Origin of the sequence: Nonomuraea sp. NPDC047897, assembly GCF_043204415.1 — a bacterium.
GTDB lineage: Bacteria > Actinomycetota > Actinomycetes > Streptosporangiales > Streptosporangiaceae > Nonomuraea.
On sequence record NZ_JBIDCC010000007.1, the window covers coordinates 1 to 20,788 of the forward strand.

The window sequence follows — 20,788 nt, forward strand, 5'->3', positions numbered from 1 at the left end:
TAGCTATAAAAGGAATCCGTCACCGAAATGACGGGGTTGTGCATCATGCACTGGCTTTTAACACACTGTTGAGTTCTCAAGAAACGGACGCGTACATCCTCACTCGACCCTCTCCGGGGCCTCGCTCGGAGGCGTTCATTCCGTTTTCGTGTTCTTAATCTTTTCAGTCTCCCAAGTCCGTGTCAAATTGACTCGAACCGGATCGACCACCAAGAATCGAACGCCGCCCCGTCTCCAGGGCAACCCGTTTAACTTACCAACCCTCTCGAGTGAATGCGAATCGCTCGAGTGAGTCCGAAGAGAAAGGGTCTGCCGGACATCTCGGAGGCCCCTGGGGCCTCCCGCCGTCCTGCAGCAGCAACTCTAGCAGTCTCGTGGACCTGCTTGGCGCCACATAGGTAATCACGGGGTTCTTCCCTTCTCACGTGTTCCTCAAACCTGGCACTCCTACCTGGGTGGACGGCAAGCCGTCAGCAAGCCATCCGCAATCGCTCCCGGGTACGAACTAGGTACGCAGCACTCTGCGCACCACGGAGGTGTCCGCAATGCCCCGCTCGGAGTTCGACGACATCCGCGCTTTCCTCAGCGACGAGACGACCCACCCCGCCGACCTGCTGCGCGTCGCCCGAACCCTGATCGACGACCTGGAGCACGCACGCATGCGCGAGGCCATGCTGAGCACGTACTACCTGCGCCTGCTCACCGCCGCCCGCGCCTCGGTGGCGGCGGAGGCCGACGGGGCTCCCGACCCGCTGGCGTTCGTCAAGCACGAACTCGGCGAACACGGCCAGCTTCCCAGCGACGGCGAGACGGTGAGCCGTATTCTCGCCGACGCGCGTACGGCGGCGGCACTGCAGGCTCGCCTGGAGCAGGGCGTGCCGGCCCCTCGTGCCAGGGGCTTGCGCCTGCGCCGCTGCGTCGGCACGGGGCGCAGACTCTCCCACTGAGACGTCCCGTTCCCACATTACGGACGGTGACCGGATGACAACTCCAGTCATACCCGGCGTTGGCGTACCGGCTGCGAGACTGCGCGTATGTGGCAGCGCGGGTTGAATTGGGCGGCAATCGTCCTTGTAGGCGTATTCGGCCTGATGTGGCTAGGCGTGGTGATCTACGCGGGCGGAGCCACCCCTCTCTGGCTGCGCGTGGCGGAAACGGTCTTCGGCGTCTTCCTGGCCGGCTGGGCCGTACGTAAGACGGCCGTCATGATCGGCAGGGCGTAACCTGCGCGATCGGTAATGGTCGATCGTCCCTTGGCGTCAGCGGCCCACGGGTGGTCGGATGCGGTCAGGCCAAGGACGCGATGTCACCCTAGGGCAGGCAGGGACCCGTACCTCTCTTCGATGAAGACGTCTCTGCCCAGATGCAACGTGCACCGTTCGTCAGCGGTCACCGACGGTGCTGGCCGTACCCCGTCCGCTCGAAGAACGTGGTGATGAGATGGGCCACGTCGCCGGGCTTCTCCTGGACCATGTTGTGGCTGGCCGCCAACTCCACCATCCGGATGTGGGGGTGTGCCTCGGTGATCGGCCTCAGATCGCGGCGTATCCCGCGACGCAGCGCCGCCATGAGCCCGCCGCCGGGCATGCCCGGCGGGTCCTGGGTGGGCAGGACCACCAGGGCGGGACATCGCACCGCCGGCAGCGACGGGATCGTGTCGCGGAAGTGGGGCGCGTAGCGGACGGCGGCCAGGAGTCGCGGACCCGGTCGTAGGTAGCTGTCACCACCTGAGGTGGAGACGGCGCGCGGCGGCAGCGCGGCCACCTGCTCGGGCAGCAGCGGCTGGGCCATCGCCGCCTCCTGGGCGTCGAACATCGCCTTCAGCTTGTCCAGTTCCTCGGCCACCAGCAGCGGGTCCAAGCCGGGATAGTTCTCAGGGTCGTTCTCGGCCGAGCGCAGGCCGTCGAGGTTGACGATGGCCGGGCACTCCGGATGGCGTGCCGCCCACAAGGTCGCGAGCATCCCGCCCAGCGAGTGGCCGACCATCGCGGGTGCGCCGAGCTCCAGGTGGTCCACCACCGCCTCGATGTCGTTGAGGACGCAGTCCCACTCCCATGGCGCGTCACCCGACAGGCCGTGGCCGCGCAGGTCGATGGCGACGACACGGTAGGCGTCCGCCAGCAGCGGCCCAACCTCCTGCCAGGCGTCCAGCGTGCCGCCGAGACCATGCAGGAGCAGGACAGGCGGGCCGTCGCCGCCGTGGTCACGCACGGCGAGCGGGATCGTGTGGTCAGTGATGGTGACGTCGTGCTGCGACATGCTGCTCCTTGGGGACGGTGAGCCGGGCGCGGATGGAAGCGGTCGTCACCCCGCCACTGGGGTGCCGGTCGAGCTTCGAGCGTTTGACCAGGTCGTGGACGCCTTGGCGGGTGATGCCGAGCATCGCCGCCGCAGTGGTGAAGCTCACCGCCTCTGTTCCCGGATGACCCGCCCGCCGCGCCACTGCGCGTCCGAAGGCGGTGCGCCACCACTCGTCCGGCGGATCGAACGGCCCGTCGCCGGGGAAGAGCGCTGCAATCAGCCGGGCGGAGGTCATGACCGCCGAGCGGTCGTCCGGCCCCAGCAACTGCGCGGCCCACACCTCGGCTCGCACCCGCAGTCGCTCCCGCACATCACCGACGTCGTCGCCGGTGTCCAGGAGGATCTCCAGCGGGTCGACGATCCGCACCTCTACCAGGCGCGTCAGCTCCCGTGCCAGTTCCACGTGTTCTGCGACACTCACTTGACGTACGATAGCAAGTACTTTCTCTTCGTCGTCAAGTAGCAGCCTGTACGTCATCCAAGCTGTGCACGCCGGCTGAACGATCCACTGGGCGGCGGCGGTCCTGGCGGGGCGAGGCGCCGAGATCAGTCATTCCCTCGGGAAGCATGAGCAACGGGACGGTCATCCCAGCACGCGCGAACGGGGTCACGACGCTGCCCGGCTCGCCTCTCCATCAGTGCGGCGAGCGGGGTGGCGGCCGGGGCCGGCCGTACGGCGATGCGGGTCAGCAGTGCGGCTGCCTTGCTCGCCGATGGGCCTCGGGTCAGTTCGCGGCGACCTCCCCGGCGTGCCCGCTCAGACGCATGGCGCACGGACGGGGCGTGCACCCGCTTGCCGATATGTGAAGGGCAAGTGGGGCATTGACCGGCCGGTTGCCTCTTCGGCATGCGGTGCCTGCCGACCGCGGCACCGGTCAGCCGATGGGGAGGGGCTCGTCGTCGGGGTCGTCGGCGAAGCCGGGGACCCAGCGGATCGCCTCGTCGCGGAAGCGGGCGGTGGTGTTGAGCTGGCAGAGTACGCCGACACCCGCGGCATGCACGCGATGGATCAGCACATAGGAGGAGGGAAGGTTGAGCTGCCGCACCACGCTGGTGGGGCGCAGGTCGGTGACGCTGGACACCTGCGCCTGAAGCCACTCGCGGCTGAAGGTGAACTCCTCCACTGCTGTGGGCTCGACGTACGGGGCCAGGAAGGCGCGCAGGGCGTCGTGGTCGATCTCGATGCCGGGCCGGATGAAGCCCTCCTGGCGCAGGCCGGCCACCACCGCGTCCATGTCGCCCTGGTTGAAGATCCGAGTGAGCTGGCCGAACGCCTTGGGGTAGCCCTCGGGGAGCCGGTTGACGGCGCCGAAGTCGAGGACGCCGAGCTTGCCGTTGGCGAGCATTCTGAAGTTGCCGGGATGAGGATCGGCGTGCAGCATGCCGGCCCTCGCGGGCGAGCAGAAGAGGAACCGGACGAACAGCAGGCCCATGCGGTCGCGTTGGTCCTTGGTGCCGTCGGCGATGATCCGGGACAGCGGCGTGCCGTCCATCCATTCGGTGACCAGCACCATCTCGTTCGCGGCGATCACGTCGGGGACATGGAAGTCGGGGTCGTCCATGAACTCACGGGCGAAGGCGTGCTGGGCCTCCGCCTCACGGAAGTAGTCGAGCTCCTCGGCGACGCGCTCGCGCAGCTCGGCGAGGACGGCTTTGATGTCGAGACCCGGCAGGAGCACGCCGAACAGCTTGCCGAGCCGGGCAAGCTGGGCGAAGTCACCCAGCAGCGCCTTGCCCGCTCCCGGATACTGGATCTTGACGGCGACGTCCCTGCCGTCGTGCCACACCGCCCGATGGACCTGTCCGATCGAGGCCGCCGCAGTGGGACGGTCGTCGAAGGAGACGAAGTTGTCCCGCCAGTCATCGCCCAACTGCTCGGCCAGCACCCGATGCACCGTGGTGGCCGGCATCGGGGGCGCCGCGTCCTGCAGCCTCGTCAGCGTCGCCCGATAGGGGCCGACGATCTCCGGAGGCAGCGCGGCCTCGAAGATCGACAGCGCCTGGCCGAGCTTCATGGCGCCGCCCTTGAGCTCGCCGAGCACCTTGAAGATCTGCTCGGCCGTGCGCTGCTGGATCTCCAGGGCGACCGTCTCCGCGGGCTTTCCGCCGATGCGCTTGCCCAGCCCCAGGGCGGCACGGCCGGCGAACCCGAGCGGAAGGGTGGCCAGCTTCGCTGAGCGCGTCACGGCGCGACGTGGAAGATCGCTCACACTGATGCGCAGCTTCTCATCGAGAAGCCGCTCCCCCTTTCGTGGTCGGCACCGGATCAGGTCTGATCGCCGGTGGGCGACACGACCATTCTTAGCGATTGACGATTGTTTCGCATACAACGACATTCGGGATGCGGCAGCCAGGCGCTCCTTTCCCAGCGCCAGTCAGGTGTGACGTCGGATGTGCCGTTGGTCACACCTGACTCATGGCCGTCCAGATAGGCCAAGGCATGACCCACCGCAGTGGCTGCCACCAACGTCGCCAGGGTGGTGTCACAGGCGATCTCGCCTGGAGGGTAACCCCCAAGGAGAGCGGTGACGACAGGCCAGGCTGGATCACCGTCACGCCTGGTCAGGTCGAGACAGTGGAGGCAGGCGGTGTGGCCGGGCAGAACCAGAGGGCCGACTGATCCGTGCCCCTCGAAGGCCGAGCTGAGCAGGTGGGGGATGCCGAGCTCCATCAGCTCATTGACGAGCACAAGGTCCAGGGGGCCGGCAGGGGCGAGGATGACGAGGTCGGGGCGCTGCGAGCCGTCTCCCAGGTAGGGGGCACCGGCGATCACCCTTACGGACGGGGTGCCCGGCGGGGGCGGGGGCGCCACGACCGGCCCCGCCCGGCGGACGGAGGCCGGCCTGGGAGGGGTCACGTTTGTCGCTGTTTCCGCGCCTGCCAGGGAGCCGCGCGCCTCGGGAGGGCGTCCGTGCCCTGTCACCCTGGCCCGACGCGAGGGGGGAGTGGTGCCCTCCCGAGGTGAGGAGGCGGTGGCCTCGGGGCCGCGGCGGAGCCCGGCAGGGTGGGCGGGTCGAGCGGTGGGGGCGGATGTGAGACCGCCGGAGGTGAGTCCGCCGGCTGCCGCCGCTGCGGCCTCTTGCCTGGTCAGACCGATCTGTCGCCAGGTCAGGCCGCCGGGTGTGAGGTCGCGGGGGCGGACCGGAGAAGGGTCGATCACGCGGATCTCTCCCACACCGCATGACGCCAGGAGCGTCACGATCTGAGCTCCGACTCGGGCGGCGCCGTAGACGCGGACCTTCGCCTGCATCCTCCGCCGCAGGGCCGCGAGCCCGCCGACGGGGCCGGGGGCGGCGAGGTCGAGGGCGTCCACGTCCGGTTCGAGCCGGTCGCGCTCGGCGAGAGAGAGCCCTGGCAGGGTCGGCGGGGTGGCGGTGACGTCATGGACCACTCCCCTGGCGGTGAGCGTGTCGAGCAGCGCTGTGGCCCGGGACTCCTCCAGGCCGGCGGCCGCCGCCTCGCGCAGCACCTGGCCCAGATCCCTGCTGCCGTCGAGCCCGCCGATCCACCGCCGGACGGAACCGGTGAGCCCGGTCAGCACGACCGCCCTGGCGGGGTGGACGCCGAGTTGAAGGGTGCGCTCGTCGCGGAGGATCCGTCGCAGTGCGGGGGTGACACGTGGCCTCATGCGCGCCAGGGTTCCACGCGCGGATGCGTGCAGGCGGAGATTCTGACCGGGCTGTGGATAACTGTTCCCCTGGCGACGCGCCTGTGGATGGCTCAACCGGGCGCGAGGACGTATGCGGGCAGGACCTGCACGGCGGAAGTGGGCAAACGTGTGCGAGCGGGAGTGCGCAAGCGGCGCGCGGACGGGCACAGGTGAACAGCGTGCGGACGGACCACCGTAGACAGCAAGGGGCGAGGCATCCGACGGAGCACGCAGACGGCAAGAGGCGATGCGACGGACGGAGCGCCGCAGGCAACGGCCCCCGGGGTAAAAGGTTGGTCAATAAATCGGCGCTGACAACAGCTCAATTGATCCAATGTCGAGTCGGTGCCGATATGGCCGGAGAAGCTCGCCGGTCCCCCGTCTCACGTCCATGAACCCGCGTCGCCTCCGGGGACGCCGCGTGCGGCCCTCGTCGGCACGTCGGGCCACATGATCAACGGTCCGGTCGCACATCGGGAAAGGCGCGTGCCCAAATTCACCGTGTCTTAATCATCTGACCAGCAGAAACAACCCTCTTACCTCTGTGGAAATCCGCGAGCGTCGGCTACCGTGCATATGTGCCCCCCGAGACAGTCGAGGTCCGTCGCAGTTCTCGTCGCCGGCGTACGGTCTCCGCCTACCGCGACGGCGACAAGACCATCGTGCTCCTGCCCGCCTGGCTCAGCGGTGAGGACGCGGACGCCTGGGTGAGCCGGATGCTCGACCGGCTGGCCGCCAAGGAGAGCCGGCGGCGGCCGACGGACGAGGGCCTGCTCGAACGCGCGCGGGAGCTGTCGGCGAAGTTCCTCGACGGCAGGGCGATGCCGGTGAGCGTCCGATGGGTCGACAACCAGCAGCACCGTTGGGGTTCGTGCACTCCGGACAACGGCACCATCCGGATCTCGACCAGACTCAAGGGCCTCCCCGAATGGGTGATCAACTACGTCATCATCCACGAGCTGGCGCACCTGCTGGTGCCGAGTCACGGGCCCGAGTTCTGGGCGCTCGTGGAGCAGTATCCGAAGGCCGAGCGGGCGCGTGGATTCCTTGAGGGCTTCTCGGCGGCCGCCCACACCGCACCGGAGGAGTGTTGACGCGCGTCGCCGCGGTCCTCGTACGGCGGAGCATGGCGGCGGCGGCGCCCGACGGCGTCGAGCCGCGCACGTGGCTGGAGGCGGTGGCCGAGGACACCTACGAGGTCGTCGCCGGACTGGAGCTGGTCACGCCCGTCCTGGTGACCAGCGTCACGGGTCTCGACGAGATCGTCTGGCCGGGCACCGAAGTCGTGGTCATCGACGAGGACGAGCCGCTGAGCAGCGTCGTCGGGCGGCTCAAGGGCGAGCAGGCCGTCGTGGTGAGCGGTGACGCCCCCGACCTGCCGCCGTTGCTGGTCGGCAAGCTGTTCCGGGAGCTGGGCCGGGCCGAGATCAGTGTGTGCCCCGACCAGCGGGGCGGGGCCGTGGCCCTGGCCTGCCGGCTGCCGATGCCCGGCTGGGCCCAGCCCGACCTCGACGCGCCGGATCCCGTGACCGAGCTGCGCGGCCAGGCGCCGGGCAGGCGGATGGTGGCGACGGTGCCGGGCTGGCACCGCCTGCGCGGCAGGGACGACCTCGGCCTGCTCGACCCCGGGTTGGAGGGGTGGGACAGCACCCGCGCCCTGCTCCGCTGAGCCGCGGGGCGCGCCGGCGCCGAGCGCGGCGCGACCCGACGGGCGGGTCCCGCGCGTCGCGCGGTGCGCCGCCTCAGGGCAACGGGCTCGGCCCGGTCAGGGGACGGCCAGTTCGGCGAACACCGCCCGGTGGTCGGTGCCCGGCACGGTGTGCACGGTCACGTCCTTGACGCCTGCCCGCCTGTCCACCAGCACGTGGTCGATCGTGATGATGGGCGGCACCCGCCTGTTGGCGGGCCAGGTCGGAATGAGCCCGGCGCCCACCTGGGCGGCCGCGTCCTTGTAGCCGCGTGACAGCACCCGGCGCAGCGGCGTGTGGTCGAGCGTGGCGTTGAAGTCGCCGGCCAGGACGCGCACGGTGTCGCGCGAGGCCGGCGGCAGGGCGTCGAGCGCCTGCCGCCAGCCGACGACGTCGGGCCCCACCGGCGGGTACGGGTGCACGTTCACGATCTCGACGGGAGCGCCACCGGGCAACGCCGCCCGCGCGGCCGGCATGTTGTGCCCGACCTGCGGGATGACCCCGGCCAGCGGCTTGAGCGGATGCTTGGAGTACAGGCCGCTGCCGGAGGCGTTCAGCTCGGGCTCCAGCACCCGGTGCGGCATCAGGGTCTTCAGCCCGAGCACATCGAGCTCGTCGACGGTGCCGAACGTGAGCTCCTGGGCGCTGAGCACGTCGGGGTCGAGGCGGCGTACCAGCTCCATGACCTGGTACGCGTCGGCCTTGCCGAACAGCAAATTGACCGTCAGCACCCGGAGCGGGCGACCGGTGGCGGTGTCGGGCGAGCCGAACGCCCGGGGCAGCACGCTGAAGCCGAGCGCCGCGGTGGTGAGCAGCGCGACCGCGGCCGCGGCGCGCCTGCGGCCGAGCGCGGCGATCAGCAGAGGGATGAGGGAGCCCGCGGCCGCGTACGGTGTGGCGGTCATGAGCTGGGTGGGGATCGATCCGCGTTCGAGCCCAGCCGCCCGGGCCACCGCCCAGGCCGCGAACGGGGTGACGGCCATCCAGGTGAGCGCCGCCCCGGCGCGCCTGCCGCGGCGGCGTGCGGGGGTCACGATCGTGCCGCCGACGGGGCTCTCGGCCGAGACGTTCACGTGCCCTCCCTCGTGGAACGGTACGGAACTCTAGCCAGGGGCGGGTGAACCGGACATGAGCGCCTGTCTGCCTCGCGCGGCCAGGCGGCGGGTGGCCTCGTCGGAGGGCTCGGGGATCTCGTCCACCGGGAACCAGCGCAGGTCGAGCGACTCGTCGCTGATCACGGCCTCGGCGCCGGGGGGCGCCACGGCGGCGTACTCGACGTCGAGGTGCCAGCTGTGCGGGGGGTGGCACCAGACGCGGTGCCGGTCGAGCGCCAGCGGCCCGGGCAGCAGCTCCAGGCCGGCTATCCCCGACTCCTCGGTGGCCTCGCGCAGCGCGACGGCGGCGAGGGAGGCGTCGGAGGGCTCGCAGTGGCCGCCCATCGGCAGCCACATGCGGGCCTTGGGGTGCAGCGTGAGCAGCACCCTGGCGCCGTCGTGCGAGAGCACGGCCGTGGTCGCCGTCAGGTGGCCGGGGACGCACTCGCGAAGCATCGCGTCGTCGTGGGCGCGCAGGTGGTCGAGGAACTCTGCGCGCAGCAGCTCCTCCTGCTCGGTGGGCGCGGCCCAGCCGGACAGCGCGGCCACCGCGTCGCGGTGCAGGGTCAACTCTTGTCGCCTTCGTCGTCCGGGCCGGGGGTGTCGGGCTTGGCGTCGAGCTGTGAGATGTCCCACGTCGAGTCGCCGCGGACGAACGCGTCGGGGTCGTCGAGGTCGCCGGCGGTCGGCATGAGGTCGGGGTGGCCCCACAGCGCGTCGCGCCCGTCGATGCCGCGCGCGTCCTTGACGCTCTCCCAGAGCTTGGCCGCCTCGCGGAGCCTGCGGGGCCGCAGCTCCAGGCCGACGAGCGTGCCGAACGTCAGCTCGGCGGGGCCGCCCGTCGCGCGGCGGCGGCGGACGGTCTCGGCGAGGGCGCCCGCGGAGGGCAGCTTGCCCTCGGCCGCCTGGCCGACCACGGTGGCCACCCAGCCCTCGACGAGGGCGAGCGTCGTCTCCAGGCGGGCCAGCGCGGCCCTCTGCCGCTCGGTCTCCTCCGGCTTGAGCAGGGCTCCGCCGCTGAGCGCCTCCTGGATGGCCTGGGGGTTGCTGATGTCGAGGCCGCGGATCTGCTCCTCCAGGGCGGAGGTGTCGACCGTGATGCCGCGGGCGTACTCCTCGACGGCGCCGAGCAGGTGGGAGCGCAGCCACGGCACGTGCTGGAACAGCCGGTGGTGGGCGGCCTCGCGCAGCGCCAGGTAGAGCCGGATCTCGTCGGCGGGCAGCTCCAGGCCCTGGCTGAACGAGGCGATGCCGCCGGGCAGCAGCGCGGCCGTGTCGGACAGGGGCAGGCCGATGTCGGTGGTGCCGATCACCTCGCGGGCGAGCGAGCTGAGTGCCTGGCCGATCTGCTGGCCGACCATCATGCCGCCCATCTGCTTGAGCATGCCCATGAGCGGCCCGGCCATCTGCTGCGCCTCGGGAGGCAGCCCGGAACCGCCGAGCGCGCCGCCCATGGTGTCGACCATGCGCTGGGCGATCGGCTCGCACAGGGTGCGCCACACGGGAACCGTGTTCTCGATCCACTCGGACCGGCTCCAGGCCTGGGGCGTGGCGACGCCGCTGGGCAGCGCGGTCGCCTGGTCGAGCCACAGGTCGGCCAGGCGCAGCGCCTCGACGATCTGCCGGCGCTCACCCTCCATGACGCTGGGATCACCCTCGGCGACGACGGCGTGCCGGGCGATGTTCTTGGCCATGTCCCAGTTGACGGGGCCGGAGCCCGGCGGAGCCGACAGCATGTCGGCGAACTGGCGCATCGCCTGAGCCATCTGCTCGGGGTTGCCGAACATGGCGAACGGGTTTTCGTTGGGGTCGTTTTCGCGACCTGGCAGGTCAGTCACCGCGTTACCTCGTGCAGGATGGAGGAGTCCACATCCGCCACGTTAGTCGTCCCACGGCGGATCAGTGCAAAGTGAGGACCTGGTGCCTACCTCGAAACGCCCGCGCCAACCTGTTGTCGCCGTCACGGGCGCGGCCTCGGGCCTCGGCCGAGAGTTGCTCGCGAGGCTCGTGAGCTCCGCGGATTTCCGCAGGGTGGTGGCCATCGACGAGGAACGCGGAGACGTCCAGGAGGCCACCTGGAGAGTGATCGACGTCCGCGATCCGCTCTTGGCGAACCGGATCTCCGACATCGACGTGGTGGTTCACCTGGCGGGTGACTACGCGGTCGACTCCGACCCGCGCGATCGCCGGGCCTACAACCTGAGGGCCGCGCAGACCGTCCTGACGGCCAGCGCCGCGGCGCGGGTGCGGCGGGTGGTGCTGGTCACGAGCGCGATGGTGTACGGCGCCGCGGCGGAGAACGATGTGCCGCTGCCCGAGGACGCCCCGGTGGCGGCCGAGCCGGACACCGGCGTGGTGGGCGACCACCTGGAGATCGAGGCGCTGGCGCGCCGGTCGCTGCGCAGCCATCCGGGGCTGGAGGTGACCGTGCTGCGCCCGGCGGCGGTCGTGGGGCCGGGCGTCGACACGGTGATCACCCGCCATTTCGAGTCGCCGAGGCTGCTGACGGTCAAGGGCTGCTCGCCGCGCTGGCAGTTCTGTCACGTCGACGACCTGCTGTCGGCGCTGGAGCTGGCCGCGCGGGGCGTGATCGGGGGCGTGGTCGCGGTGGGCTGCGACGGCTGGCTGGAGCAGGAGCAGGTCGAGGAGATGTCCGGGTTGCGGCGCTTCGAGCTGCCGGCCGGGCTGACGTTCGGCACGGCGCAGCGGCTGCACCGGCTGGGCATCACGCCGGCCCCGGCGACCGACCTGCACTACGTCGTCTATCCGTGGGTGGTCGACTGCACGACCCTGCGTGCGGCCGGATGGAAGCCCGCCTGGACCAACGAGGCGGCGTTCGGGCAGCTCCTGGAGCTGCGGGAGAAGGCGACGACCGTGGTCGGCAGGCGGCTGCCGGTCAAGGAGGCCACGCTGACCGCGGCGGGCGCGACCGTCGCCGTCATCGGCACGGCCGCGATCGTGCGCCAGGTACGCCGCAAGCGCCGCCAGTGACCGCGAATCGGTAGGCTCGTGTCGTGGACGTCATCCGGTTGCTCGGCATACGTGACACCCCGCTGTCGGTGGACGAGGTGCTGTCCGCCGTCGGCGACCACGGCGCGGGCGGCACCGCGATCTTCGTGGGCACCGTGCGCAAGCAGGACCACGGCAAGCCCGTGACCGGGCTCTCCTACTCGGCGCACCCCTCCGCGACCGATGAGCTGCGCCGGGTGGCCGAGAAGGTGGCGGCCGGATTCCCGGTGACCGCGCTGGCGGCCGTGCACCGGGTCGGCGATCTGAAGCTGGGCGACATCGCGGTGATCGTCGCGGTGGCCTGCCCGCACCGCGACGAGGCGTTCAGGGCCTCCCGCACGCTGATCGACGATCTCAAGGCCGAGGTGCCGATCTGGAAGCACCAGATGTTCGCGGACGGCTCGTCCGAGTGGGTCGGCGCCTGCGCTTAAGCTCGTTCCCATGTCGAGACGCGCCCTGACCCTGCTGGTTGCGAGCTTTCTCGTGCTCTCGCTCGGCATCGTGGGCGCGCTCATGAAGGTGCCGTACGTGGTGCTCAGCCCCGGCCCGACGGAGAACACGCTCGGCATGGTCGACAAGAAGCCCGTGATCTCCGTCTCCGGCCGGCAGACCTACCCGACGAGCGGCGCGCTGAGCCTGGTGACGGTCGCCTACCAGGGCGGGCCGAGCAGCCGGATCGATCTGCTGACGGCGCTGCGCGGCTGGGTCGACCCCGATGTCGCGGTGGTGCCCGAGGAGACGATCTTCCCCGACACCCGGTCGCAGAAGGAGGTCGAGGAGGAGAACACGGTCGAGATGTCCAACTCCCAGGACTTCGCGACCGCCGCCGCGCTGACCGAGCTCAAGATCCCTTATCGGACCGTGGTGTCCGTGGTGTCCACCGACGCGGGCCGGCCCGCTCACGGCAAGCTGCAGAAGGGCGACGAGGTCACCGCGGTCGACGGCAGGCCGGCCGGCGGCGTCGACGGCGTGGCGGCGGCGGTCAAGGCGGTCAAGCCGGGCGCGAGCGTCACGTTCAGCGTGACCCGGGGCAGGCAGCAGTTGGAGATCGCCGTGCCGACGGTGGCGGGCAAGGACGGCAAGCCGGTCGTGGGCATGGCCATGCAGGCGTCGTACAAGTTCCCGTTCGAGGTCGACATCAACGTCGGCGACGTCGGCGGGCCGAGTGCCGGGCTGATCTTCTCGCTCGGCATCCTCGACAAGCTCACCCCCGGCGAGCTGACCGGCGGCATGAAGATCGCGGGCACCGGCACCATCGACCCGTCCGGCGCGGTCGGCCCGATCGGCGGCATCGCCCAGAAGATGGTGGGCGCGCGCAAGGCCGGCGCCACCGTGTTCCTGACCCCGGCCGACAACTGCGCCGAGGCCCTGAAGTCGGCGCCGGAGGGGCTGCGCCTCGTCAAGGCCGACACCTTGCACGACACCGTGGCCGCGCTCGACGCGCTGCGCACCGGCAAGGGCGCCGTGCCGTCCTGTACGAGCTGATCCGCGGTCCGGAACCCCGCCCGGCCGTCGTACGTTAGTCCTAGGGCTGGCACAGCGGTGTAGGTTGCCAGACACGGACCGTTTGTTCATCACGACGAGGGGTTGGCCTTGAGCTTCCGGACCCCAGGAGCCGGCAGGGCGATGCGCTTGCCCCGTCGGCCGAGACTGCTTCTGCCTGTCGCGATCGCGGTTGTCGCGATCGTGGCGTTGTTCTTCCTTTTCGCCGGCATCTACACCGACTACCTGTGGTTCGACGCGGTCGACTACACCTCGGTCTTCTCGACGATGCTGCTGACCCAGATCGTGCTGTTCCTCGTCGGGGCGGCGTTGATGGTCGGCATCGCGGGCGGCAACATGCTGCTGGCCTTCCGCATGCGGCCGATGTTCGGGCCCGCCATGTTCGGCGGGGGCAGCGGCGCCGACCGCTACCGGATGGCGCTGGACCCGCACCGCAAGCTGGTCTTCATTGTCGGCATGGGCATGCTCGCGCTGTTCGCGGGCTCGTCGTTCGCCGGGCAGTGGAAGACCTGGCTGCAGTTCGTCAACGGCCAGCCGTTCGGCAAGACGGACGCCGAGTTCGGGATGGACATCTCGTTCTTCATGTTCGACTATCCGTTCATCCGGATGGTGCTGAACTTCCTGTTCACCGCCGTGATCATCTCCATCCTGCTGGCGACGATCACGCACTACCTGTACGGCGGGTTCCGGCTGCAGTCGCCGGGCGTGCACGCCTCGCGGGCCGCGCGGGCGCACCTGTCGGTGCTGCTGGGCGTGTTCGTGCTGCTGAAGGCGGTCGCCTACTACGTCGACCGCTTCGGGCTGGTGTTCTCCGACCGCGGCTTCGTCAACGGCGCGTCCTACACCGACGTCAACGCCGTGCTGCCGGCCAAGAGCATCCTGGCGATCATCGCGCTGATCTGCGCCGCGCTGTTCTTCGCGGGCGTCGTGCGGCCGGGCGGCATGCTGCCCGGCGTGTCGTTCGGCCTGCTGGTGCTGTCGGCCGTGCTGATCGGCGGCGTCTACCCGGCGCTGGTCGAGCAGTTCCAGGTCAAGCCCAACCAGCAGCTCAAGGAAGCCGCCTACATCGACCGCAACATCAAAGCCACGCGTGAGGCGTACGCCGTCGACAAGACGGAGATCGTCGAGTACAAGGCCGAGGCCGACCCGACGAAGGTCAAGACCGACGGCGACGCCTCGGTGACCGGTGTGCGGCTGCTCGACCCGGCGCTGGTGTCGTCGACGTTCGAGCAGACGCAGCGCATCCGCGGTTTCTACGGCTTCTCCGAGCAGCTCGACGTCGACCGCTACGACGACGGCAGCGGCAAGCTGGTCGACCACGTGGTGGGCGTGCGCGAGCTGACCGGGCCACCGCAGGGCCAGGACAACTGGATCAACCGGGCCCTGGTCTACACGCACGGCTACGGCTTCGTGGCGGCGCCGGGCAACAAGGTCGACTCGGGCGGCCTGCCCGACTACGACGCCAAGGACATGCCGGTCACCGGCCCGCTGGCCACCTCGACCAAGCTGACGGAGTCGCGCGTCTACTTCGGCGAGAGCCCGGCGGGCAACGAGTACGTCATCGCGGGCGGCAACCCGAACAACCCGCAGGAGCTCGACTATCCCGAGACGGGCGGCACCGGGCAGAAGAACACCACCTACACCGGCAAGGGCGGCGTCGAGGTCGGCTCGTTCGTCAACCGGCTGGTCTACGCGGCCAAGTACGGTGAGAAGAACATCCTGCTGTCGAGTGACATCAACGACAACTCCAAGATCCTGTACGTGCGCAACCCGCGCGACCGGATCGAGAAGGTGGCGCCGTTCCTCACCCTGGACGGCAACCCGTACCCGGCCATCGTCAACGGGCGCATCACGTGGATCGTCGACGGCTACACCACGTCCAACGAGTACCCGTACGCGCAGAGCGAGAGCCTGGGCGACATGACCCGCGACCTCGCCACCGACCGTCGCGTGGTCGCCCAGCAGCCCCGCGACAAGATCAACTACATCCGCAACTCGGTCAAGGCCACGGTCGACGCCTACGACGGCACGGTGACGCTCTTCGCCTGGGACGACACCGACCCGGTGCTCAAGACCTGGAGCCGCGCCTTCCCGGGCACCATCCGACCGGCCGCGGAGATGGGCCCCGAGCTGCAGGCTCACGTGCGCTACCCCGAGGACCTGTTCAAGGTGCAGCGCCACACGCTGTCGCGCTACCACATCACCAACGCGGCGGCCTTCTACAGCGGCCAGGACTTCTGGAACGTCCCCAGCGACCCGTCGCAGGGCAACCAGCAGGTCAAGCAGCCGCCGTACTACCTGACCGCCACGATGCCGGTGGGCAACGCCAAGCCGTCGTTCTCGCTGACGACGACGTTCGTGCCGCGTGAGGGCCCCAACCTGGCGGCGTTCATGTCGGCCGGCTCGACGTTCGGTGACGACTACGGCAAGCTGCGCATCCTGCGCATGCCGTCCAACACCGCGATCCCGGGCCCCGGCCAGGCGCAGAACAACTTCCAGAACAAGTTCTCCGGCGAGCTGGGCCCGCTGGGCCTCGGCCAGGCCAACGTCCGGTACGGAAACCTGCTGACGCTGCCCTACGCGGGCGGTCTCATCTACATCGAGCCCGTCTACGTGCAGACCCGGGCCGGCACCGGGCAGGAGCCCTACCCGATCCTCAGGCGCGTCCTGGTGGCGTTCGGCAACAAGGTGGGCTCGGGCGACAAGCTCGAGGACGCCCTGGCGCAGGTCTTCGAGAACCAGCAGCAGACCACCGAGACGCAGACCCAGCCCAACCAGCAGGCGCAGCCCAATCAGCAGACCACCGCGCTGAGCCAGGCGATCGGCAACGCCCAGAAGGCCTACGAGGACGCCCAGAACGCCCTGAAGGCCAACCCGCCCGACTGGGAGGAGTACGGCAAGGCCCAGAAGCGCCTGGACGACGCTCTGCGGGCGCTGCAGGGCCTCGGCGCGCAGCCGGCGCCCACGGCGACCACCAGCCCGTCACCGGCACCCTCGCCCTCCCCGTCGGTCACGACGACGGCCCCGTCCGGCGGGACGCCGTCGCCGTCACCCACGCCGACGTCGGGCGGGGGGACGTAGGCAGCATGATTTGCCACCACCCCGCGTTCCCTATAACCTTGGGGCACACACCGACGCGGGGTGGAGCAGTTCGGTAGCTCGCTGGGCTCATAACCCAGAGGTCGCAGGTTCAAATCCTGCCCCCGCTACCAGATGAAGGCCCGGAGGATTTCCTCCGGGCCTTTTGGTTTCCCCGCCTTTCGCTGGTTCCCCTGCCTTTCGCGGGATGCGTTCTGAGCACTCTAAGTCCTTGGTAGTCTGGTGACACACACCGACGCGGGGTGGAGCAGTTCGGTAGCTCGCTGGGCTCATAACCCAGAGGTCGCAGGTTCAAATCCTGTCCCCGCTACCAAGAGAAACGCCCTTCAGGCTTGGCCTGGAGGGCGTTTCTCATGTCCGGGGGCCTGCCACCCGTCCGTCGCCCCTCGCAGTCTGATCCGCGACGTGACCTATCGTCGGCCGGCCTGCCCGCCTCTTCCGGCGCCGTCGCTCCCTCTCAGCACTTCTGACCGCATGTGCTAGCTTTTGGCCATGCGGCCAAAAAACAAGGCGGACGGCCAGGAGCGATCGTTCATCGAGACGGCACGCCGGGCCCAGATCGTCCAGTGCGCGATCGACGTGATCGCCGAGACCGGCTACGCCCAAGCGTCCCTCGCCCGGATCGCCGAGCGTGCCGGGATCAGCAAGGGCGTCATCTCCTACCACTTCGACAGCAAGGACGAACTCGTCCAGCAGATCGTCCAGGACGCCTTCACCACCGGAGACGCCTTCGTCCGACCCCGGATCGAGGCGCAGTCCACGGCGGCCGGCATGCTGCGCGCCTACATCGAGGCGAGCGTGGAGTTCTACCGCACCCACCGGCAGCACATGCTGGCCCTGCTGGACATCTGGACCAACTTCCGCACCGGGGACGGCCGGCAGCGGCTGGGCGTGCGGGACAACGAGGCCGAGATGACCGATGTCGAGGAGATCCTGCGGTTCGGCCAGGCCACCGGCGAGTTCGGCGAGTTCTCCACCCGGGTGATGGCCGTGTCCGTCAAGCAGGCGGTCGACGGGGTGCTCATCCTCATGGCGTCGTACGGCGACCTCGACTTCGACACCTACGCCCGCGAGCTGGCCGCCCTGTTCGACCGCGCAACGCGTAAGGAGAACTGATGCAAGCCGACCTGCGGCCTCCTCGGCACCCCGTCGACCGCCGCGCGATCCGCTGGTGGGCGGTCCAGGCGTTGGTCTGGGTGCTGCCGCCGGTGCTCGTCCTGGGGCTGCTGGCCGCGCTGATCGCGCCTGCCCGGCCGTGGCTGCTGCCATGGGTGCCGGTCATCGGCGTGCCCGGGCTGGCGTACGCGCTGGTCGTGCCGGCCCGGCGGTACCGGATCCACCGCTGGGAAGTCACCGACGAGGCCGTCTATACCGCCTCCGGATGGTTATGGCGGAAATGGCGGGTGGCGCCGATGTCGCGGATCCAGACCGTCGACACCGTGCGCGGACCGTTGCAGCAGCTCTTCAGCCTGTCCGGAGTGCAGGTCACCACGGCCTCGGCCGCGGGTTCGATCCGGATTCACGGGCTGGACCGTCACGTGGCCGCCACGCTCGTCGAGCACCTGACCGCCAGGGCGCAGGCCGTACCCGGGGACGCGACGTGAACCACCGCGAGGAGGCCTGGGAACGGCTCGACACGCGGACGGTCGCCGTCGGCCTCAGCTGGCTGGCCGGCCCCGCGATCCCCGCCGCCCTCGCCCTCGTCGCCCTGGGACCCGGCCCGCGTACGCTCATCCCGATCCTCAGCCTGCTGATCGCCTGCGCCGGCATCGCGGCGCTCGGCGTGCTGCGGTACGCCACCCTGCGCTACCGGGTCACCGGTGAGCGGGTCGAGCTCCGGTCCGGGCTGCTGTTCCGCCGGGACCGCTCGGTGCCCCGCGACCGGGTGCGCGCCGTCGACCTGACGGCCGGGCCGGTGCACCGCCTGCTCGGCGTGAGCGTGGTGCGCATCGGCACCGGCGAGCGGGAGGCGGATCTGCGCCTGGACGCGGTCTCCCGGGCGCAGGCCGAGCGGCTGCGCCTGGTGCTCGGCCGGGAGAGCGGGACCCGCGACACGGACCTGGTGACGCCGCGTCCCGCCTGGACCGGATACGCGCTGCTGAGCAGTTGGACGCCGCTCATCGGCCTGGCGCCGTTCGGCGCGTTCTTCCGCGTGCTGGACATCTTCGGCGTGGAGCCCGCGGAGGTCGGTTTCCTGCGGGAGGCGTGGCACGGGCTGTCCCGGCTCTCCTGGCCGGTCGTGGCCGCGCTGGCCCTCGCGGTCGTGCTGGCCGTCGGCTGCACGGGGGCGCTGCTGCTCCATGTGGAGGTGTGGTGGCGGTTCCGGCTGACGCGCGAGGCCGACGGCGCCTACCGGATCCGGCGGGGTCTGCTCGGCACGCGGTCGCTGTCGCTGCAGGAGAGCCGGCTGCGCGGCGCCCAGTTGGCCGAGCCGCTGCCGCTGCGCTGGGAGGCGGCGCCCGCCTGAGCGCGCTCGTGGCCGGCGTGAACCCCGACGACGACGAGGAGCGGACCTCCGCCGCGCTGCTGCCACCGGCGCCCCGGCGCACGGCGCTGCGGGTGGCCGCGCGGGTGCTCGGCGCTCCGGTGCTGGCGACCCCGCTGCGCCGGCATCCGCGCGCGGCGCTGCGCCTGCGGCTGGCGCGCGCCGTCTGGGCGGTGGCGTTGCCGGCCGTGCCGCTGGCCGGGCTCGGGCTGTGGCTGAGCTGGGTCCCGGACGGGCTGTGGCTGCTCGCGCCCGCCTGTCTCCCCGTCACGCTGCTGCTGGCGGCCGACGCCTACCGCGGCCTCGGTCACGGTACGGCCGGCCGCTACCTGCTCGTCCGCCATGGCGCGCTCAGGCGCAGGACGACGGCGCTGCGCAGGGACGCGGTCATCGGCTGGACGGTCAGCAGGTCCCCGGCGCAGCGCCGCCGGGGACTGATGACCCTCTCCGCGGCCACGTCTGCGGGCACCCATCGGGTCAAGGACGTCCACGTCGGGCAGGGGCTTGCGTTCGCCGAGGAGGCGGTGCCCGGTCTGCTGGCGCCGTTCGTGGCGCCGGGAACCTCCGGTGCTCGGGGGCCGGCCGGCTTCGCGCCCGGCGCGACCTCCGGGAACGAGCGATCACACATGTACTGACTGTGGTAGTAAGGACCACTACAGATACGTTTGTGACTCTTGGGGGCAATGTGACGACGAGGGTGAGCAGGCGCCGGTTGCTCCAGGTGAGCGCGGCGGCCGTGCCGGCGCTGGCGCTGGGCGCCCGGCCCGCGCGCGCCGGCACCGCCGCGCCGCTGACGACGGGCGTGGTGCCCAGCTCCATGGCCGGGTTCGACCAGGCGATGAAGACGTTCATCACCGAACGCGACATCTCCTGCGCCCAGCTCGCGGTCGCCAAGAACGGCAAGATCCTGCTGGCCCGCGGCTACGGCGTCTATTCCAGGGCCGGCCTCGTCACACGGGTGCAGCCGACGTCGCTGTTCCGGATCGCGAGCCTCAGCAAGAACATCACCGGAGCCGCCATCGCCCGCCTGGCCCAGGACGGCAAGCTGAGCCTCGGCGCCAAGGTCACCACCCTGCTGGGACTGCCGGCGACGGCGGACCCCCGGCTGGCCCACGTCACCGTGTGGCGGCTGCTCCAGCACACCGCGGGCTGGGACCGGAACGTGTCCAAGGACCCGCTCTGGAACGACCACACGATCGCGGCGTCGCTCGGCGTGCCGCTGCCGATCGACCACGCCGACATCATGAAGTACGTGACCGCCAGGAAGCTCGACTTCGACCCCGGCTCCAAGTTCGTCTACAGCAACTACGGCTACATGCTGCTCGGCCGGATCATCGAGAAGGTCTCGGGCATGAGTTACGAGTCGTACGTCAGGCAGAAGCTCCTCGCCCCGGCCGGCATCACCCGGATGCGGCTCGGCCGCAGCCTGCGTTCCGCGGCGTTCTCCACCGAGGTGTCGTACACCTCGAAGTACACCAACAAGAGCGTCGTGGACGCGTCGGGCGCCGTCGTGCCCTACCCCTACGGCGGCTTCAACATGCCCAACCAGGACGCGAACGGCGGCTGGCTCGCCTCGGCCGTCGACATGGTCAAGTGGGGGTTCGTCTTCGACAAGGCCGGACCGGTGCTCAACGCCACGTCGATCGGCCGGGTGTTCGCCAAGCCGGAGACGGGGGTGACCGCCGGCGGCTCCTGGTACGGCCTCGGCTGGAACGTCCGCAACAACAACGTCGGCGGGCTGAACACCTGGCACAACGGTTCGATGCCGGGCACGTTCAGCTTCCTCGCGCGGGTGCAGAACGGCGTGAGCTACTGCGCGATCTTCAACCGGCGGGAGGAGGAGGGGACGCCCGACTTCGACGCGATCGATCCCATCCTCGGCCGGGCGATCGGCACCGTGAAGACGTGGCCGACGACCGACCTCACGCCCAGGTACTTCTGACCGGCGGCCGGGAACGAG

The 20,788-nt window shown here is 70.3% G+C and carries 19 protein-coding genes and 2 tRNA genes; 14 read left to right on the forward strand and 7 right to left on the reverse strand.

The window, feature by feature from the left end:
- Nucleotides 1–545 precede the first annotated feature (545 nt).
- Nucleotides 546–947, forward strand: a complete 402-nt coding sequence (locus ACGF0J_RS16875) for a hypothetical protein (protein WP_393146619.1) — start codon at nucleotides 546–548, stop codon at nucleotides 945–947.
- A 442-nt stretch (nucleotides 948–1,389) separates the two neighbouring features.
- Here the strand turns inward: ACGF0J_RS16875 and ACGF0J_RS16880 are convergent, their stop codons facing one another.
- The 4 genes from ACGF0J_RS16880 to ACGF0J_RS16895 all read right to left on the reverse strand — a co-directional run bounded on the left by ACGF0J_RS16880 (nucleotide 1,390) and on the right by ACGF0J_RS16895 (nucleotide 5,929).
- Nucleotides 1,390–2,259, reverse strand: coding sequence for an alpha/beta fold hydrolase (locus ACGF0J_RS16880; RefSeq protein WP_393146621.1), 870 nt, complete (start codon nucleotides 2,257–2,259; stop codon nucleotides 1,390–1,392).
- A complete protein-coding gene (locus tag ACGF0J_RS16885; RefSeq protein WP_393146623.1) occupies nucleotides 2,231–2,722 on the reverse strand; it encodes a hypothetical protein in 492 nt (163 codons plus the stop codon). Before ACGF0J_RS16885 ends, ACGF0J_RS16880 begins: the two co-directional genes overlap by 29 nt.
- 454 nt (nucleotides 2,723–3,176) lie before the next feature.
- Nucleotides 3,177–4,511: an ABC1 kinase family protein gene (locus ACGF0J_RS16890; protein WP_393146625.1), complete on the reverse strand. Its 1,335-nt coding sequence runs from the start codon at nucleotides 4,509–4,511 to the stop codon at nucleotides 3,177–3,179.
- A 56-nt stretch (nucleotides 4,512–4,567) separates the two neighbouring features.
- Nucleotides 4,568–5,929: a thiamine biosynthesis protein ThiF gene (locus ACGF0J_RS16895; RefSeq protein ID WP_393146627.1), complete on the reverse strand. Its 1,362-nt coding sequence runs from the start codon at nucleotides 5,927–5,929 to the stop codon at nucleotides 4,568–4,570.
- Between the two features lie 599 nt (nucleotides 5,930–6,528).
- On the opposite strand from ACGF0J_RS16895, the gene ACGF0J_RS16900 reads away from it, so the two are divergent.
- Complete coding sequence (locus tag ACGF0J_RS16900; protein WP_393146629.1) at nucleotides 6,529–7,044, forward strand: M48 family metallopeptidase; 516 nt, start codon at nucleotides 6,529–6,531, stop codon at nucleotides 7,042–7,044.
- Complete coding sequence (locus tag ACGF0J_RS16905; RefSeq protein WP_393146631.1) at nucleotides 7,041–7,619, forward strand: hypothetical protein; 579 nt, start codon at nucleotides 7,041–7,043, stop codon at nucleotides 7,617–7,619. The genes ACGF0J_RS16900 and ACGF0J_RS16905 overlap by 4 nt, the downstream gene beginning before the upstream one ends.
- Nucleotides 7,620–7,715: 96 nt before the next feature.
- Here ACGF0J_RS16905 and ACGF0J_RS16910 read toward each other — a convergent pair whose 3' ends face one another.
- The 3 genes from ACGF0J_RS16910 to ACGF0J_RS16920 are packed head-to-tail and all read right to left on the reverse strand — an operon-like array spanning nucleotide 7,716 to nucleotide 10,519.
- Nucleotides 7,716–8,711 (reverse strand): endonuclease/exonuclease/phosphatase family protein, encoded by a 996-nt coding sequence (locus ACGF0J_RS16910; RefSeq protein ID WP_393146633.1) that lies wholly within the window; start codon nucleotides 8,709–8,711, stop codon nucleotides 7,716–7,718.
- Nucleotides 8,712–8,741: 30 nt separating this feature from the next.
- Nucleotides 8,742–9,302, reverse strand: a complete 561-nt coding sequence (locus ACGF0J_RS16915; protein WP_393146635.1) for an NUDIX hydrolase — start codon at nucleotides 9,300–9,302, stop codon at nucleotides 8,742–8,744.
- Complete coding sequence (locus ACGF0J_RS16920; RefSeq protein ID WP_393147309.1) at nucleotides 9,299–10,519, reverse strand: zinc-dependent metalloprotease; 1,221 nt, start codon at nucleotides 10,517–10,519, stop codon at nucleotides 9,299–9,301. Before ACGF0J_RS16920 ends, ACGF0J_RS16915 begins: the two co-directional genes overlap by 4 nt.
- A 130-nt stretch (nucleotides 10,520–10,649) precedes the next feature.
- Between ACGF0J_RS16920 and ACGF0J_RS16925 the strand changes: the two genes are divergently transcribed.
- From ACGF0J_RS16925 to ACGF0J_RS16975, 11 genes are all read left to right on the forward strand, one after another.
- Complete coding sequence (locus ACGF0J_RS16925) at nucleotides 10,650–11,723, forward strand: NAD-dependent epimerase/dehydratase family protein (protein WP_393147311.1); 1,074 nt, start codon at nucleotides 10,650–10,652, stop codon at nucleotides 11,721–11,723.
- 23 nt (nucleotides 11,724–11,746) lie between these two features.
- Nucleotides 11,747–12,172, forward strand: a complete 426-nt coding sequence (locus ACGF0J_RS16930; RefSeq protein WP_393146637.1) for a molybdenum cofactor biosynthesis protein MoaE — start codon at nucleotides 11,747–11,749, stop codon at nucleotides 12,170–12,172.
- A 10-nt stretch (nucleotides 12,173–12,182) separates the two neighbouring features.
- Complete coding sequence (locus ACGF0J_RS16935) at nucleotides 12,183–13,226, forward strand: PDZ domain-containing protein (protein ID WP_393146639.1); 1,044 nt, start codon at nucleotides 12,183–12,185, stop codon at nucleotides 13,224–13,226.
- Between the two features lie 141 nt (nucleotides 13,227–13,367).
- Nucleotides 13,368–16,325 carry a UPF0182 family protein gene (locus ACGF0J_RS16940; RefSeq protein ID WP_393146640.1) on the forward strand — a complete coding sequence of 986 codons (2,958 nt, stop codon included), beginning with the start codon at nucleotides 13,368–13,370 and terminating at the stop codon, nucleotides 16,323–16,325.
- A gap of 54 nt (nucleotides 16,326–16,379) precedes the next feature.
- Nucleotides 16,380–16,456, forward strand: a tRNA-Met gene (locus ACGF0J_RS16945).
- Nucleotides 16,457–16,579: 123 nt separating this feature from the next.
- A tRNA-Met gene (locus ACGF0J_RS16950) sits at nucleotides 16,580–16,656 on the forward strand.
- Between the two features lie 179 nt (nucleotides 16,657–16,835).
- Complete coding sequence (locus ACGF0J_RS16955) at nucleotides 16,836–17,459, forward strand: TetR/AcrR family transcriptional regulator (protein ID WP_393146641.1); 624 nt, start codon at nucleotides 16,836–16,838, stop codon at nucleotides 17,457–17,459.
- A complete protein-coding gene (locus tag ACGF0J_RS16960; protein WP_393146642.1) occupies nucleotides 17,459–17,947 on the forward strand; it encodes a PH domain-containing protein in 489 nt (162 codons plus the stop codon). The genes ACGF0J_RS16955 and ACGF0J_RS16960 overlap by 1 nt, the downstream gene beginning before the upstream one ends.
- Nucleotides 17,944–18,810, forward strand: a complete 867-nt coding sequence (locus ACGF0J_RS16965) for a PH domain-containing protein (protein WP_393146643.1) — start codon at nucleotides 17,944–17,946, stop codon at nucleotides 18,808–18,810. The genes ACGF0J_RS16960 and ACGF0J_RS16965 overlap by 4 nt, the downstream gene beginning before the upstream one ends.
- A gap of 17 nt (nucleotides 18,811–18,827) precedes the next feature.
- Nucleotides 18,828–19,463, forward strand: a complete 636-nt coding sequence (locus tag ACGF0J_RS16970; RefSeq protein WP_393146644.1) for a PH domain-containing protein — start codon at nucleotides 18,828–18,830, stop codon at nucleotides 19,461–19,463.
- Nucleotides 19,464–19,513: 50 nt separating this feature from the next.
- Complete coding sequence (locus ACGF0J_RS16975) at nucleotides 19,514–20,770, forward strand: serine hydrolase domain-containing protein (protein WP_393146646.1); 1,257 nt, start codon at nucleotides 19,514–19,516, stop codon at nucleotides 20,768–20,770.
- The last annotated feature ends 18 nt before the right edge of the window (nucleotides 20,771–20,788 follow it).

Bases quoted from the DNA above. Each gene is read 5' to 3' on its own strand.
- ACGF0J_RS16875 (WP_393146619.1), top strand. From the start codon at position 546: ATGCCCCGCTCGGAGTTCGACGACATCCGCGCTTTCCTCAGCGACGAG.
- ACGF0J_RS16880 (WP_393146621.1), bottom strand. From the start codon at position 2,259: ATGTCGCAGCACGACGTCACCATCACTGACCACACGATCCCGCTCGCC.
- ACGF0J_RS16895 (WP_393146627.1), bottom strand. From the start codon at position 5,929: ATGAGGCCACGTGTCACCCCCGCACTGCGACGGATCCTCCGCGACGAG.
- ACGF0J_RS16920 (WP_393147309.1), bottom strand. From the start codon at position 10,519: ATGTTCGGCAACCCCGAGCAGATGGCTCAGGCGATGCGCCAGTTCGCC.
- ACGF0J_RS16935 (WP_393146639.1), top strand. From the start codon at position 12,183: ATGTCGAGACGCGCCCTGACCCTGCTGGTTGCGAGCTTTCTCGTGCTC.
- ACGF0J_RS16940 (WP_393146640.1), top strand. From the start codon at position 13,368: ATGCGCTTGCCCCGTCGGCCGAGACTGCTTCTGCCTGTCGCGATCGCG.
- ACGF0J_RS16955 (WP_393146641.1), top strand. From the start codon at position 16,836: ATGCGGCCAAAAAACAAGGCGGACGGCCAGGAGCGATCGTTCATCGAG.
- ACGF0J_RS16960 (WP_393146642.1), top strand. From the start codon at position 17,459: ATGCAAGCCGACCTGCGGCCTCCTCGGCACCCCGTCGACCGCCGCGCG.